At 71.7% G+C, this 13,561-nt stretch carries 14 protein-coding genes; 11 read left to right on the top strand and 3 right to left on the bottom strand.

All coding sequences use genetic code 11. The features are described from left to right. Positions 1 to 59 precede the first annotated feature (59 nt). From JSY14_RS04870 to JSY14_RS04835, 8 genes are read left to right on the top strand one after another with little or no spacing between them, the layout of a single operon-like run. A complete protein-coding gene (locus JSY14_RS04870) occupies positions 60 to 752 on the top strand; it encodes a hypothetical protein (protein ID WP_259557635.1) in 693 nt (230 codons plus the stop codon). Further along, on the top strand, positions 749 to 1,678 hold the full coding sequence (locus tag JSY14_RS04865) for a pseudouridine synthase (RefSeq protein ID WP_259557634.1): 930 nt from the start codon (positions 749 to 751) through the stop codon (positions 1,676 to 1,678). Before JSY14_RS04870 ends, JSY14_RS04865 begins: the two co-directional genes overlap by 4 nt. Beyond that, on the top strand, positions 1,675 to 2,400 hold the full coding sequence (locus JSY14_RS04860) for a hypothetical protein (protein WP_259557633.1): 726 nt from the start codon (positions 1,675 to 1,677) through the stop codon (positions 2,398 to 2,400). The genes JSY14_RS04865 and JSY14_RS04860 overlap by 4 nt, the downstream gene beginning before the upstream one ends. Next, positions 2,397 to 3,896 carry an IMP dehydrogenase gene (gene guaB / locus JSY14_RS04855; protein ID WP_259557632.1) on the top strand — a complete coding sequence of 500 codons (1,500 nt, stop codon included), beginning with the start codon at positions 2,397 to 2,399 and terminating at the stop codon, positions 3,894 to 3,896. The genes JSY14_RS04860 and guaB overlap by 4 nt, the downstream gene beginning before the upstream one ends. A gap of 54 nt (positions 3,897 to 3,950) precedes the next feature. Then, on the top strand, positions 3,951 to 4,331 hold the full coding sequence (locus JSY14_RS04850; RefSeq protein ID WP_259557630.1) for a hypothetical protein: 381 nt from the start codon (positions 3,951 to 3,953) through the stop codon (positions 4,329 to 4,331). After that, positions 4,328 to 5,032, top strand: coding sequence for an exonuclease domain-containing protein (locus JSY14_RS04845; protein WP_259557629.1), 705 nt, complete (start codon positions 4,328 to 4,330; stop codon positions 5,030 to 5,032). The genes JSY14_RS04850 and JSY14_RS04845 overlap by 4 nt, the downstream gene beginning before the upstream one ends. Positions 5,033 to 5,073: 41 nt before the next feature. Then, on the top strand, positions 5,074 to 6,183 hold the full coding sequence (locus JSY14_RS04840) for a GuaB3 family IMP dehydrogenase-related protein (protein ID WP_259557628.1): 1,110 nt from the start codon (positions 5,074 to 5,076) through the stop codon (positions 6,181 to 6,183). Between the two features lie 4 nt (positions 6,184 to 6,187). After that, entirely contained in the window at positions 6,188 to 6,787 is a 600-nt protein-coding gene (locus tag JSY14_RS04835) for a GNAT family N-acetyltransferase (protein WP_259557627.1), read from the top strand. Here JSY14_RS04835 and JSY14_RS04830 read toward each other — a convergent pair. The 3 genes from JSY14_RS04830 to pta form a co-directional block, all read right to left on the bottom strand. After that, positions 6,744 to 7,358 carry a hypothetical protein gene (locus tag JSY14_RS04830; RefSeq protein ID WP_259557626.1) on the bottom strand — a complete coding sequence of 205 codons (615 nt, stop codon included), beginning with the start codon at positions 7,356 to 7,358 and terminating at the stop codon, positions 6,744 to 6,746. The genes JSY14_RS04835 and JSY14_RS04830 overlap by 44 nt on opposite strands. 61 nt (positions 7,359 to 7,419) lie before the next feature. Beyond that, a complete protein-coding gene (locus tag JSY14_RS04825) occupies positions 7,420 to 8,628 on the bottom strand; it encodes an acetate/propionate family kinase (RefSeq protein WP_259557625.1) in 1,209 nt (402 codons plus the stop codon). Beyond that, positions 8,625 to 10,709 (bottom strand): phosphate acetyltransferase, encoded by a 2,085-nt coding sequence (gene pta, locus JSY14_RS04820; RefSeq protein WP_259557624.1) that lies wholly within the window; start codon positions 10,707 to 10,709, stop codon positions 8,625 to 8,627. The genes JSY14_RS04825 and pta overlap by 4 nt, the downstream gene beginning before the upstream one ends. A gap of 33 nt (positions 10,710 to 10,742) precedes the next feature. On the opposite strand from pta, the gene JSY14_RS04815 reads away from it, so the two are divergent. The 3 genes from JSY14_RS04815 to guaA are packed head-to-tail and all read left to right on the top strand — an operon-like array spanning position 10,743 to position 13,440. Further along, the gene (locus tag JSY14_RS04815; protein WP_259557622.1) at positions 10,743 to 11,483 is read left to right on the top strand and encodes an SURF1 family protein; all 741 of its coding nucleotides are present in this window, start codon (positions 10,743 to 10,745) and stop codon (positions 11,481 to 11,483) included. Further along, positions 11,480 to 11,842, top strand: coding sequence for a DUF3817 domain-containing protein (locus JSY14_RS04810; protein ID WP_259557620.1), 363 nt, complete (start codon positions 11,480 to 11,482; stop codon positions 11,840 to 11,842). The genes JSY14_RS04815 and JSY14_RS04810 overlap by 4 nt, the downstream gene beginning before the upstream one ends. Then, complete coding sequence (gene guaA, locus JSY14_RS04805) at positions 11,839 to 13,440, top strand: glutamine-hydrolyzing GMP synthase (protein WP_259557619.1); 1,602 nt, start codon at positions 11,839 to 11,841, stop codon at positions 13,438 to 13,440. Before JSY14_RS04810 ends, guaA begins: the two co-directional genes overlap by 4 nt. Positions 13,441 to 13,561: the final 121 nt, after the last annotated feature.

The raw sequence follows: 13,561 nt of genomic DNA, 5'->3' as shown, positions 1-13,561 counted from the left end.
TCGCCGTGCGCGCCTACGATGAACCCGCCACCATCCGTCCGCCCCAGGAGGCTCCCACCGTGAGCGACACCGCTGAGCTGTCCGACCAGCGCAGGGACCGCACCTCGAGCCGCGTGTTCGGGCCACCCCCGGCCGCGGTGATCGCGGCCCTGGTGGCGGCAGTGGTCTTCGCCCTGGCGCTCGAGTTCCTGGTGATCATCAGCTTCATCGGGCAGCGCCTGTGGAACGACCCGCGACTGTTCCATGACCTGGTGTTCACCCTCCCGCTGATCGTGTGGATGCTGGTGGTGCTGGCGACGCTGGTGATGGTCGCGCGGATCGTCACCACCTGGCTGACGGTGGATGACCGTGGGCTGGTGCTGCGCGGGCTGTTCCGCCGCACCGTGCGGGCCGAATGGTCGCAGGTGCGCCGCGTGGTCGATGTGGTCGACGTCGTGCGCCGCGGCGCCGAGGAGCTCGACGGCCCCGCCCGCTCCCATGACCTGGTGCTGGTGCAGACGGGGACCGAGGCCGAGCCGGTGGCCATCGGCGGCCGCTTCTTCAGCCGCACCGCCCAGGCCGCCCTGGTGCGCCGCGCCGAGGAGCATGGCGTCGAGGTCGAGCGCATCGAACGCGCCACCCCTGCCGAGGTCAACGAGCATGTGCCGCACGCCCTCGCCGTCACCGACCGCCGCCCCGGCCTGGTGTTCGCGGTGGTCGCCCTGTTCTACGTGGCCCACAACGTCCTCACCTTCATCATCTGGGGCCTGTGAGCCGGCGGCCGCGGCCCCGGCCGCCGCTGCCGCAGCGCGACGGACTGGACCCGGTGCGGCTGCGCCTGGGCCCGCACGTACAGGGCACCGCGTTCACGGTGCTCGCCGAGCGGTTCCCGCCTGTGCTCGATCCCGCCGCCCGACCGCTCACAGAGCGTTTCGCCCGTGGGGAGATCGTGCGGGCCGACGGGAGCCCCTGGACGGCGGATGATCCGGCCCGCACCGGCGATGAGCTCTGGTTCCACCGCGAACTGCGGCCCGAACCTCGAGCAGATCAACCAGAGCTGCCGATCCTGCTGCACGACGAGCACCTGCTGGTGATCGACAAACCCCACGGGGTGGCGACCATGCCCCGCGGTGAGCACGTGCTGCGCTCTGCGCTCGTGCGCCTGCGGCAGAGCACGGGTCTGGAGGACCTCGCCCCGATCCACCGCCTGGACCGTCCCACCGCGGGGGTGCTCGCCTTCTCCTGCCGTCGGGAGGAACGCTCCGCCTACCAGGACCTGTTCGCGCAGCGAAGGGTGCGCAAGGTGTATCGGGCCGTCGTGGTGGCCGACGAGACCCTGCCCCTGGGTGCCGACATGCTGCTGGAGGACCGGCTGGTCAAGGACCGCAGCGTGCTGCAAGCGCGCGTCGAGACGGGCGCACCGAACGCGCGGACACGGCTGCGCGTGGTGGCGGTGGGGGACGGACGCGCCGAGGTGGAGCTGGTCCCGCAGACGGGGCGCACCCATCAGCTGCGCCTGCAACTCGCCTCGCGCGGCTGGGGCATCGTGGGAGATCCGCTGTACCCGCAGGTGAGGGACGCCGAGGCCGTGCTCGCGGCCGAGGGGCCGCTGCGGCTGCTCGCGGCGGAACTCGCCTTCACCGACCCGATCACGGGGGAGCCACGCGACCTGGCCAGCCCCCGTAGCCTGGAGCCATGACCCTCGACGCCCCGCCGACACCCCGTCGTACCCGCGCGGGTGCGATCCTCGTGGGCCCGTCGTGGCGGGCGCGGTGGGTGCCGTTCGTCGCCCTCGGGGCGCCGATCCTCACCCTGGTGGTGACGCCGTTGTCGGCGGCGGTCCTGCAGCAGCTCGGGGTGCCGGAGGGCTGGTCGTGGCTGCTCGGCCCGTTGACGGTGTGGGCTCTGCTCGCGGTGTGGGCGGCGCTGCTGCTGGGTCTCGCGGTCCGGGTGGTGTTCGAGCCGACAACCCGCCGACTGCAGCGATGGCGGGGTCCGCTACGACGCGACGAGGTGGGTATCGATCGGGTGGTGTGGGCGATCGGCGGCCCCGGTCGGGGTGACGCTGCCCGCATCGGCCTGGAGGTTCCGGGGGAGCCCGTCGACTGGTGGGTCGGCAGCATCGGCTGGGATGACGCCGCCTTCGACGGTCTGCGGGCGCTGCAGGACGCGGCCCACCTGCCCGTCGACCCACCGCGGTCGCAGCTCGCGGCCCGCGCCCGCGCGCTGCGCCGGACCGACGCCCACCGCGCCGCCGCCGAGCGGGTCGGGATGCCGTGGCGGGAAGAGTACGCCCACGACGAGCGGGCGTTCCTCGCGGAGTACGACAGGGTGCGGCGGGTGCTCGGCGGCCTCGAGCCCGCACTCCCGGGCGATCCCGTGCGGCCCGGCCGCGCGCACGCGACTACCCTGGATCCATGACGATCGCGGACCCCTTCGGCTTTGTCGGCCTCACCTACGACGATGTGCTGCTGCTCCCCGGCGAGACGGACGTGATCCCCTCCGAGGTGGACACCGCCAGCCGCCTCACCCGCGAGATCACCCTCAACATCCCCCTGGCCAGCGCCGCCATGGACACCGTGACCGAGTCCCGGATGGCCATCGCCATGGCCCGCCTGGGCGGCATCGGCATCCTGCACCGCAACCTGTCCATCGAGGACCAGGCCCACCAGGTCGACCTCGTCAAGCGCACCCAGACCGGCCGCATCACCAACCCGGTGACCATCGGCCCGGACGCCACCCTGGAGGACTTCGACCAGCTGTGCGGCCAGTTCCGCGTCTCCGGTCTGCCGGTGGTCGACCCGGAGAACCGCCTGCTGGGCATCTGCACGAACCGTGATCTGCGTTTCATCCCCGTCGCTGAATGGGCCACCACCAAGGTGCGGGACGTCATGACCACCGAGCTGTTCACCGCGCCGGATACCGTCACCGCGGAGGAGGCCACCGCCCTGCTGCGCCGCAACAAGCGCGAGCGGCTGCCGCTGGTGGACGCCGACGGCCGCCTCACCGGTCTGATCACCGTCAAGGACTTCGTGAAGTCGGAACAGTTCCCGCAGGCCTCCAAGGACGGCCAGGGCCGCCTGCTGGTCGGCGCCGGCGTCGGCTTCTTCGGCGACTCCCTCGACCGCGCCGGGCAACTGCGTGACGCCGGGGTGGATGTGCTGGTGGTCGACACCGCCAACGGCCACGCCCGCCTGGCGCTCGACATGATCAAGACCATCAAATCCGACCCGTACTTCGCGGACGTGCAGGTGATCGGCGGCAACGTGGCCACCTGCGAGGGCGCCCAGGCGCTGGTCGATGCCGGCGCCGATGCGGTGAAGGTCGGCGTCGGCCCGGGCTCCATCTGCACCACCCGCGTCGTCGCCGGTGTCGGCGTGCCGCAGGTGACCGCCATCCACGAGGCCTCCCGCGCCACCAAGCCCGCGGGCGTGCCGCTGATCGGTGACGGCGGTCTGCAGTACTCCGGTGACATCGCCAAGGCCCTCGTGGCCGGCGCCGACACCGTCATGATCGGCTCCCTGTTCGCCGGCACCGAGGAATCCCCGGGTGAGGTGGTGCTGGTCAACGGCAAGCAGTACAAGAGCTACCGCGGCATGGGATCGCTGGGGGCGATGGCCTCGCGCGGCAAAAAGTCCTTCTCCAAGGACCGTTACTTCCAGGCCGACGTCAGCAGCGACGACAAGATCGTCCCCGAGGGCATCGAGGGTCGTGTGGCGTTCAAGGGCGCCCTCGGCGGCGTCGTGCACCAGCTGGTGGGCGGGCTGTCGCAGTCGATGTTCTACGTCGGCGCGCACACCGTGCCGGAGCTCAAGGAGCGCGGCCGCTTCGTGCGGATCACCGCGGCGGGTCTGAAGGAATCCCACCCCCACGACCTCGCCGCCATCATGGAGGCCCCGAACTACACGGTGCGGTGACGGACGGGGCGTCCCCCTCGCCGCTGCGCATGGCCGGTGGATAGGTTGGAAGCCATGAGCACCGCACCCCCGCCCACCGACCGCTGGGGCCGCCGTGCCCTCACCGCCGTGATCATCGCCCTGCTCGGCGGGTTGCTCTGCGCCGGGATCATTGGCGCCACCGCCGGGCCGATGGAGGCCGCGCACGGGCGCCTGCTGACCGACACCCCCACCTGGTACCAGACCCTGGTGTGGGCGCTCGGGGCCCTCACCCTGCTGTGGAGCGGCCTGGGGCTGTTCGGCATCGGCGCCGCCATCGCCGCCCTGGTGCGGGGGGAGCGCCCCGGCCGTCCGGTCACGGCGATCGTGCTGGCGATCCTCGCGCCGGTGATCCTGTTCGGGCTGTTGACGGTGCTGATGCTGCTGACCGCGCCCGGATCTACCCTGACCCCATGACCTCCTGGCTGGACCGCCCGCTGCTCGGCTTCGACACCGAGACCACCGGAACCGACGTCACCACCGACCGCATCATCACCGTCGCCCTGGTGTACTCCGTCGCCCCCGGCCGCGACGGCGAGACCGTCGCCACCTGGCTGATCGACCCCGGCGTCGCGATCCCCGAGGCCGCGCAGGCGGTGCACGGCATCTCAGACGCGCATGTGCGCGCCCACGGCCTCCCGCCCGCCGAGGCGCTCGACGAGGTCGCCGCGCTCCTGGCGCGCGCGCTCGAGCAGGACGTGCCGATCGTCGCGTACAACGGATCCTTCGACCTGCAGATCCTCGAGGCCGATCTCGCCCGGTGTGGGTTGCCGACGCTGCGTGAGCGGCTCGGCCGGGAGATCGCGCCGGTGATCGACCCGCTGGTGATCGACCGCGGCGTCGACCGCTTCCGCAAGGGCAAGCGCAAGCTCGTCGACCTCATGGCCCACTACGGGGTGGAACAGGACGGCCGCCTCCACACCGCCGACGTCGACGTCTCCTCCACCCTGGATGTGCTGCGGGCCCTCGCCGCCCGCCACCCGGAGATCGCCGAGATGCCGCTGGACGAGCTGTTCCGCCGCCAGGGGGAGTGGCACCGCGACTGGGCGGAGAACTTCAACCGGTTCCTGGAGCGGCAGGGCCGCACCCCCGACGCACCCCTCGCCTGGCCGCTGTGACGGGCCGCGGGCGGGGGCCCGCTCGATAGACTCGAGGCGTGATGAGCGAGATCGAGATCGGCCGCAACAAGCGCGGACGCCGCAGCTACTCCTTCGACGACGTCGCCGTGGTGCCCTCCCGGCGCACACGCGACCCCGAGGATGTCTCCACCGCCTGGCAGGTCGACGCCTACCGGTTCGAGATCCCGATCTTCGCCGCCCCCATGGACTCGGTGATGTCGCCCGCCACCGCCATTGCCCTCGGCCGCGCCGGCGGCCTCGGGGTGCTGGACCTCGAGGGCCTGTGGACCCGCTACGAGGACCCCACCGCGCAGTTCGAGGCCATCGCCGACGCCGATGAGGACTCCGTCGTCGAGACCCTGCGCCAGGCGTATTCCGCGCCGATCCAGCCGGAGCTGATCACCGCCCGCATCCGGGAGCTGCGCGAGGCCGGGGTCACCGCCGCCGGTGCCCTGTCGCCGCAGCGCACCCAGGAGCACTACCGCACCGTCATCGACGCCGGAGTCGACATCTTCGTCATCCGCGGCACCACCGTCTCCGCGGAGCATGTCTCCAGCGGTCGCGAACCGCTGAACCTCAAGCGCTTCATCTATGAGCTCGACGTGCCGGTGATCGTCGGCGGCTGCGCCACCTACACCGCTGCCCTGCATCTCATGCGGACCGGCGCCGCCGGCGTGCTCGTCGGGTTCGGCGGCGGCGCCGCCCAGACCACCCGCGAGACCCTCGGCATCTCCGTGCCGCTGGCCACCGCGGTGGCCGACGTGGCCGCCGCCCGCCGCGACTACATGGACGAATCCGGGGGCCGCTACGTGCACGTGATCGCCGACGGTGGTCTCGGCCGCTCGGGTGACCTGGTGAAGGCCATCGCCTGCGGCGCCGACGGGCTGATGGTCGGGGCCGCCCTGGCCCGCGCCGCCGAGGCCCCCGGTCGGGGTTACCACTGGGGCAGCGAGGCCCACCATCCGACGCTGCCGCGCGGCCACCGGGTGCAGGTCGGCACCGTGGCACCGTTGGAGCAGATCCTCTTCGGTCCCGGTCTCGCCGCCGACGGCACCACCAACCTCATCGGTGCGCTGCGGCACGCCATGGCCACCACCGGGTACACCGACCTCAAGGAACTGCAGCGCATCGAGGTCGTCACCACGGTCTGAGCGCATGCGCCACGAGCTGGCCCTCACGCGGGGTCCGGTGCGGCTACGGCCCCTGGATCCCGCCGCCGACGCCGCCGCGCTGCGGGCCCTCGTCGACGCCGACTCCTGGGCGGGCATGAGCGTGCCGCTACCTTCCGATGACACGGCGATGCGCGGCCACCTCGAGAACCTCGTGGACCGCGCAGGGGACCTGTTCCTCGCGGTCGAGCTCGACGGGCGCTTCGTCGGCCGCACCGCGCTGTACGACGTGGCGCCGGGGTTGCGCACCGAGATCGGCCACACCATCTACGCGCGGGACGCCCGGGGTGGGGTCGTCAACCCGACCGCCAAGCTGCTGCTGATGCAGCATTCCTTCGAGGTCCTGCAGGTGGGGCGGGTGGCGCTGCGCTGCGATCATCGCAACGAGCGCTCCCGCCGCGCGATCCTGCGTCTGGGTGCCCGGTACGAGGGGACCCTGCGCGCCTTCCGTCCCGCCGCTGACGGAACCGTCGCGGACGTCGACTACTTCAGCGTGCTGGCGGCGGAGTGGCCGGCGGTGCGGGACGGGCTGGAGGAGCGGCTCAGAACCGCTGGGCGGCTTTCCCGCTCCGCACCCGGGCGATGATGCCCCAGATCAGCAGACCGAGGGAGACCAGCCCCAGCACGATCGGGATGCTGAAGCTCAGCAGGGAGGTGCCGAGGAAACCACCGACACCCACCGTGGCGATGGCGATGTCGCTGACGCCCTCGCAGAGCACCTGCACCTGACCGGCCCGCGCGGGGGTCACGCTGCCGATCTCCACGTACTCAGCGCCGTTGACCGTCTTGGAGAATCCGCCGTCGGCCACACTCGGCTCGAAGGTCGCACCGGCCCCTGAGGCCGTGCACTGGGCATTCTCCGCCTCCGTGGCCGGGGCGTAGACGTACACCAGATCCAGCGACTTCGCGGTCACCTCGGCACCGGGGGCTCCGGCCGACACCGCGGTGGCGCCGTTCATGGCGATCACAGCGCCGATGATCGCGGTGAGGAACGGAACCAAGAGCAGACCCACGGCGTTCGCCACCAGACCCAGGGACCCGAAGATGATCCGCTTGAGTCCGCGGCGACGGGGCGCCGGGGCCGCCGCGGCGGCGGGACCTGCCTGGTACTGCGGGGCGGGAGCACCGGGGTACTGGGGCGGAGGAGTGGTGGACATGAGTGGGGACCCCCTCGGTCGGGACGCGGGTTCGGTGGGACTCCCTCATCCTCCCACGCGCTCAGGCGCCGATGACCTCCACCGCCTGACGCGCGATCGCCAGCTCCTCGTTCGTCGGCACCACCAGCACCACGACCCGCGACTCCGGGGCGGAGATGATCCGTGCCTCCCCGCTGCGGCGGGCATTGGCCTCCCGGTCCAGCACGATCCCTAGGTCCTCCAGGCCGGTCAGCAGCCGCTCGCGCACCTCGTCGTCGTTCTCGCCGATGCCCGCGGTGAAGGTGAGGGCATCGAGCCCCCCGAGCACGAAGGTGTAGGCGCCCAGGTACTTGCGCAGCCGGTGGATGTACACCTCCATCGCGAGGGTCGCGGCCTCGTCACCGGCGGCGATCGCCTCGCTGACGTCCCGGAAGTCGCTCATCCCGCACAGGCCCAGCATGCCGGAGCGCTTGTTCAGCAGCTGGTCGACCTCGTCGGGGGACATCCCCGCCCGGCGGCTCAGGTGGACGTACACCGACGGGTCGATGTCCCCGGAGCGGGTGCCCATCACCAGGCCCTCCAGGGGGGTGAGCCCCATGGAGGTGTCGACCGGGCGGCCGCCGCGCACCGCCGAGGCGGAGGCGCCGTTGCCCAGGTGCAGCACGATCTGCCGCAGGTCGGAGACGTCGCGGCCCTGCGCGGCGAGCAGCTGCGCGGTGGCCTCGGAGACGAAGCGATGGCTGGTGCCGTGGGCGCCGTACCGGCGGATCGCATGCTCGGCCGCGACCTCCCGGTCGATCGCATAGGTGTGCGCGGCCGCCGGCAGATCGGTGAAGAAGGCGGTGTCGAACACCGCCACATGCGGCACCTGCGGCAGCAGAGCGCGGGCGGCGTCGATCCCGTCGACCGCCGCATAGTTGTGCAGCGGCGCGAGCTCGCCCAGCTCCCGGATGGCGTCACGCACGGCGTCGTCGATCGGCGTGGCCTCGGAGAACCGGGACCCGCCCTGCACCACGCGATGCCCGACCGCCCGCACCGACCCGTCGGTGAGGGACAGCCCCACCTGCGTCAGGAGCTCCTGCACCACGCCCATGGCGGCGACGTGGTCGGCGGCAGCACCCTCCCAGCGGTGCTCGTCGTCCCCGGCGGCGATCTTCGCGGAGGCGCGCTCCTGACCGATGCGCTCGACGATGCCTCGGGCACGCACCGCGCCGTCGGTGGGGTCGAGCAGCTGGAACTTCAGCGAGGAGGAGCCGGAGTTGAGGACGAGGACGATGGATGCGGCGCTCATGCGTTCTCCTGATCAGCGGCCTGCGCCTGGATGGCGGTGATGACCACGGTGTTGATGATGTCCTCCACCAGGGCGCCCCGGGAGAGGTCGTTGACGGGCTTGTTCAGGCCCTGCAGCACGGGGCCGATGGCGATGGCACCGGCGGAGCGCTGCACGGCCTTGTAGGTGTTGTTACCGGTGTTCAGATCCGGGAAGACGAACACCGTGGCACGTCCAGCGACCGCCGAATCCGGCAGCTTCGTCTTCGCGACGGATGCATCGACCGCAGCGTCGTACTGGATCGGACCCTCCACGTCGAGCTCCGGACGCGCGGCGCGCACCAGCTCGGTGGCCTCGCGCACCTTGTCGACGTCCGCCCCGCTACCGGAGGTGCCGGTGGAGTACGACAGCATCGCCACCCGCGGGTCGATGCCGAACTGGCGCGCGGTGGCCGCGGACTGGGCGGCGATGTCCGCCAGCTGCTCCGCCGTCGGATCGGGGTTCACGGCGCAGTCGCCGTACACCAGCACCCGGTCCTCCAGGGCCATGAGGAACACGGAGGAGACGATCTTCGCGTCGGGCTTCGTCTTGATGATCTCGAAGGACGGCCGGATCGTGTGGGCGGTGGAGTGGACGGCGCCGGAGACCATGCCGTCGGCCTCACCCATCTGCACCATCATCGTGCCGAAGTAGGAGACGTCCTGCACCCGCTCGCGGGCCTGCTCCAGGGTGACGCCCTTCTTCGCGCGCAGGCGCGCGTACTCGGCGGCGTACTTCTCCACCAGCTCCGGGTCATGCGGGGAGACGATCCGAGCCTCGGAGATGTCGTGACCCAGCTGGGAGGCCTGTGCCCGGATCGCGGTCTCGTCACCCAGCAGGATCAGATCGGCGACACCGCGGGCCAGCAGCGACTCGGCGGCGGCGAGGATCCGCGGCTCGTCGCCCTCCGGCAGCACGATCCGCTGCTTCGCGCCGCGGGCCCGGCCCAGCAGCTGGAACTCGAACATCCGCGGCGTCACCACGGTGCTCTCGGCCACGTCGATCCGTGCGAGCAGCTCGTCCACCGGGAGGTTCTCGGCGAGCACACGGCGGGCGGCGTCGAGCTTCTGCGGGCTGTCGGCGGTGAGGCGCCCACGGGCCGAGCCCACGCGGATCGCCGCATCGAAGGTGGTGAGGTCGCTGGAGATCACCGGCAGGTCCTGCTGCACACCGGCGATCAGGCGGGTGACCTCATCGGGCACCTCGTACCCGCCGGTGAGGATGATCGAGCTGAGGGTGGGGAAGGTGCCCGACTGCTGCGCCATGAACAGTCCGGGCAGCAGGTCGTAGCGGTCGCCGGGGGCCACCACGGTGCAGTTCTCCGTGAGGCGGCGCAGCACGTTCGGCAGGCTCATGGCCGCCACCACGGTGCCGAGGCTCACGCGGCCCAGCCACTCGGGGCTGCCCTGCACCAGGGTGCCGTCCACGGCGTCCTTGAGGGCCTGGACGGTCGGCGACATCACCACCGGGCTCTCCGGCAGCGCCGCTACCAGCAGGTCCCCGCCGAGGCGCTCCGAGACCGCCTCCCGCACCGCGTCGAGCGACTCCGGGGCGGCGCGGTTCACCACCAGGGCGATGGGCGTGGCGTGGTGGGAGACGTACTGGCTGCGGGAGACGTCGGCGAGGGCGGCCACCTGGTCGGGGCTGCGGTCCATGCCGGAGACGACGATCACCACCGGGGCGCCGAGGTTCGCCGCCACATCGGCGTTGAACGCCAGCTCCGCCGGGTTTGCGACGTCGTCGTAGTCGGAGCCGATCACCACCAGCGCCGAGTAGCGCTGGGAGAGCTCGGCATGGCGGGCCAGGATGATCTCCTGCGCCCGCTCCGGGTCATCCACCATCAGGGCGGAGTCGACGCCGAGGGCCTCGTCGTAGGTCTGGTCGACCCCCGGGTGGGAGGTGAGGAGATCGGTCGCATAGTCGCGGGCCACCCCGGATTTCACGACGGGGCGGAACACCCCCACGCGGGTGGAACGCGCGATCAGGGCTTCGAGCACGCCGAGGGCGACGGCCGACTTGCCGGTGCTTCCTTCAGGACTGGCGATGTACACGCTGTGGGACACGCTCTCCAGCGTACCGACGCGTACGATCGTCAGGTGCTCCGAACGGCCCTGCGACCGCGCTCCCTGGCGCTGCTGGCGCTGATGCTGGCCGCCACCATGGTGTGCGGCCTGCTGGCGTCCTGGCAGTGGGACCGTGCGCAGCGGACGGTGACGGGCCGGGAGCAGCCCGTGCGGGAGATCACGCTCGGCAGCGACCTGCGGCCCGAGGACCCGGTCACAAACGAGCTGGTCGGCGCGCGCACCACGGCGACCGGACGGTTCGACCCGGCGCGTCAGGTGCTGGTGCCGGGCCGGCGGATCGACGGGCAGGACGCCGTGATCGTGGTGACTGCGCTCGAGGTCCCGCAGCCCGGAGCGGACACCGCCGTGATCCCCGTCGCCCGTGGATGGCTCCCCGCTGAGGGGGACCGCCTCCCCGCGACGATCCCGTCACCGCCGACCGGGGACGTGACGCTCACCGCACGCCTGGAACCCGCCGAGGCCGCCCAGTCCGGCCTCGGCCCCGACGGCACCGTGCAGGAGATCTCCACTCAGCTGCTGGTCAACGAATGGGGCGGCCCCATGTACGCCGGATACCTCGCCGAGGATGACCCGGCCTCGCCGCTGCGCCCCCTGCCCGCCGCCGAATCGGCCTTCCAGCAGGGCCTGAACCTGCAGAACGTGGGATACACCGCGCAGTGGATCCTCTTCGGAGGGTTCTTCCTGTACCTGTGGTGGCGCACCGTCCGCACGCAGTACCTCGACAGCCTCGACTCCCAGGAGGGCAGTTCATGACCACCCGCCCCATCGACCCGGTCCCCGCGCGCACCGCCTTCGCACGGTTCCGCGTCGCCAGCATCGTCGAGGGCATCGCCCTGCTGATCCTGGTGGCGATCATGGTGATGAAGTACCTGGTACTGCCGGGGGATCCCACGTGGGAGCGGATCTCGTCGATGTGGTCGCCTATCCACGGGGTCATCTACTTCGTGTACGTGGTGCTCGGTTTCGACCTGTGGTCGAAGATGCGCTGGGGACTGCCGCGGATGCTGCTGCTGATGCTGTTCGGCGTGGTGCCGGTGCTGTCGTTCGTGGGGGAGCGGTGGACCCACGCCCGCATGGAGGAGGACCTCGCAGACCGTAGGATTCCCTCGTGACCGAGACTTCCCAGCGCCCCGTCCTGGTGGTCGATTTCGGAGCCCAGTACGCCCAGCTCATCGCGCGGCGCGTGCGCGAGGCCGACGTCTACTCCGAGATCGTCCCCCACACCGCCGACGCCGCCGACATCCTGGCGCGTGAACCCCTCGCGATCATCCTCTCCGGCGGCCCCTCCAGCGTGTACGCCGACGGCGCCCCGCGCCTCGACCCCGCCATCCTCGACGCCGGGGTGCCCGTGCTGGGCCTGTGCTACGGCTTCCAGGCCATGGCCGCGGCGCTCGACGGCACCGTCGCCCCCACCGGTGTGCGCGAGTACGGCGCCACCCGGCTCGAGGCCGTCGACGGCGCTTCCGTGCTGCTCGACGGGCAGGACCTCGACCAGAACGTGTGGATGAGCCACGGCGACTCCGTCACCGAGGCCCCCAGCGGCTTCCGCGTCATCGCCACCAGTGCCGGCAGCCCGGTGGCCGCCTTCGAGCACCCCGAGCGGCGCCTGTTCGGCGTGCAGTGGCACCCGGAGGTCGGGCATTCCGACCGCGGCCAGGAGGTGCTGCGGAACTTCCTGTACCGCGGTGCCGGCATCGACCCGTCGTGGACCACCGGCAACGTGATCGAGGAGCAGGTCGAGCGGATCCGCGAGCAGATCGGTGACGGCACCGCCATCTGCGCCCTCTCCGGCGGGGTCGACTCCGCGGTGGCCGCCGCCCTCGTGCAGCGCGCCATCGGCGACCGCCTCACCTGCGTGTACGTGGATCACGGGCTCATGCGGCAGGACGAGTCCGCGCAGATCGAGAAGGCCTTCGGTGAATCCACCGGCGGTGCGCAGCTGCGGGTGGTCGACGCCTCCGAGCAGTTCCTCGCGGCCCTCGCCGGGGTCACCGACCCCGAGACCAAGCGCAAGATCATCGGCCGCGAGTTCATCCGCACCTTCGAACGCGCTCAGGAGGAGATCCTCCGGGAGCGCGGGGTGATCGAGGGCAGTGGCACCGACGCGCACGCCGAGGCCACCGCCTTCCTGGTGCAGGGCACCCTCTACCCGGACGTCGTCGAATCCGGCGGCGGTGAGGGCGCGGCGAACATCAAGAGCCACCACAACGTCGGCGGTCTGCCTGAGGACCTCACCTTCGAGCTGGTCGAGCCCCTGCGCACCCTGTTCAAGGACGAGGTGCGGGCCGTGGGTCACGAGCTCGGGCTGCCCGACGAGATCGTGTGGCGCCAGCCGTTCCCCGGCCCCGGCCTGGGCATCCGCATCATCGGTGAGGTGACGAAGGAGCGGTTGGACGTGCTGCGCCGCGCCGACGCCATCGCCCGCGCCGAGATGACCGCCGCCGGGCTGGACCGCGAGATCTGGCAGTGCCCCGTGGTGCTGCTGGCGGACGTCCGCTCCGTCGGCGTGCAGGGCGACGGACGCACGTACGGGCACCCGATCGTGCTGCGGCCCGTGACCAGCGACGACGCCATGACCGCGGACTGGGCGAAGCTCCCGTACGAGGTGCTGGGGCGGATCTCCACGCGCATCACGAACGAGGTCCCCGAGGTCAATCGGGTCGTGCTCGATGTGACGAGCAAGCCGCCGGGCACCATCGAGTGGGAGTGACGGCGCAGGGCCAAGGCCCCGCGCGCCCGGCCCCCGATCCGTGGAGGATTTCGTGAGGAATCGAGGGCGGATTCCCGACGAAATCCTCCACTCTTGCGCCGGGCCGGGGTGCGTGGGCCGG

This window comes from Brachybacterium sillae, from assembly GCF_025028335.1.
Lineage (GTDB): Bacteria > Actinomycetota > Actinomycetes > Actinomycetales > Dermabacteraceae > Brachybacterium > Brachybacterium sillae.
The sequence above is the reverse complement of the archived record's forward strand: the minus strand, read 5'-3'. Positions and strand labels throughout refer to the sequence as shown.